1 protein-coding gene is annotated in these 1,256 nt (G+C 55.0%); it reads left to right on the top strand.

All coding sequences use genetic code 11. The features are described 5' to 3' along the window. The first annotated feature begins 64 nt into the window (after positions 1 to 64). Positions 65 to 1,248, top strand: a protein-coding gene (locus tag AACY50_RS28575) for an IS3 family transposase (RefSeq protein WP_339464584.1) whose coding sequence is annotated in 2 segments (ribosomal slippage) — positions 65 to 329 and positions 329 to 1,248 — 1,185 coding nt in all. Because the reading frame shifts where the segments join, the coding sequence is not laid out codon by codon here. Positions 1,249 to 1,256 lie beyond the last annotated feature (8 nt).

The raw sequence follows: 1,256 nt of genomic DNA, 5'->3' as shown, positions 1-1,256 counted from the left end.
TGTAGTGGTCTAATTTCCCCGGACACCCCGATAGGTGGAAAATGCATCTATCGAGGAGTTTTTCATGACCGACAAACGCAGAACATTCGACGACAGCTTCAAGCTGCAAGTCGTGAAGATGATCAAGGATCAGGGATTGACCGTGCCGCAGGTCTGCCGGGATCTGAATATTGGTGAGACGGCTGTTCGACGCTGGGTGCAGCAGTACGAGGCCGAGCAACTGGGACAATCCGGAATCGGTAAACCGTTGACGTCTGAACAGCAGCGCATTCGCCAACTGGAGCAAGAGAACCGGCAGCTCAAGGTGGATAACGACATCTTAAAAAAGGCTACCGCCTTCTTTGCCCGCGAGCTGAAGTAACGTATCGACTGGTTCGGCAGCTGCAACAGAAGGCTTATTCGGTGGCGTATGTCTGCCGTTTATTAAACGTCAGTCGATCCGGCTTCTACGAGGCCCAAAAACGCGCTGAGGCGCCTATTCGGCAGAGCTGTCCTGTCGTTGTGCAACTCAAGGCATCGTTTGCTGCAAGTGGTGGCTGCTACGGTAGCCGCCCGTTGCGTGATGCTTTGCGCGGCAAAGGTATGGCTGTCGGTCTTTATAAAATCCGTCGTTTAATGCGTGCCAACGGCCTGCGTTCGGCCTGGAAGCGCAAGTTTGTGCACACAACCGATAGCAACCATGACTTGCCGATTGCAGAGAATATATTGGGCCGTCAGTTTGACCCAACGGCGCCAAACAAGGCTTGGGTGGCCGACATTACCTACATCCGCACTCGCAGTGGCTGGTTGTACCTGGCGGTGGTGTTGGACTTGTTTTCACGCAAGATAGTGGGCTGGGCCATGGCCCCGAACATGCCGGCAGAGTTGGTGTGTAGCGCGATGCAGTTGGCCATCGCTCAGCGCCAGCCGCCACCAGGACTGATAGCCCACTCAGACCGTGGCAGCCAGTACGCGAGCGCAAGTTACAGAGCGTTGCTGGCGCGAAACGACATGCAGCAGAGCATGAGCCGTAAAGGTAACTGCTGGGACAACGCGGTGATGGAGCGCTTCTTCCTGAGCTTGAAAATGGAGCGTGTATGGCGACGTGATTATGCCAACCATGCAGAAGCTATCCGCGACATCACTGAGTACATCGTTGGGTTTTACAACAACGAACGGCTGCACTCAAAACTGGGGTATCTGCCGCCGACCGTTTACGAGCGGGCGATGGCATCGAAACCACCTATCGAGGTGTCCGGAATTAGTTGACCACCACA

The organism is Pseudomonas sp. RA_15y_Pfl2_54 (genome assembly GCF_963971015.1).
GTDB lineage: Bacteria > Pseudomonadota > Gammaproteobacteria > Pseudomonadales > Pseudomonadaceae > Aquipseudomonas > Aquipseudomonas baetica_A.
This window is presented reverse-complemented; position numbering and strand designations above follow the sequence as displayed.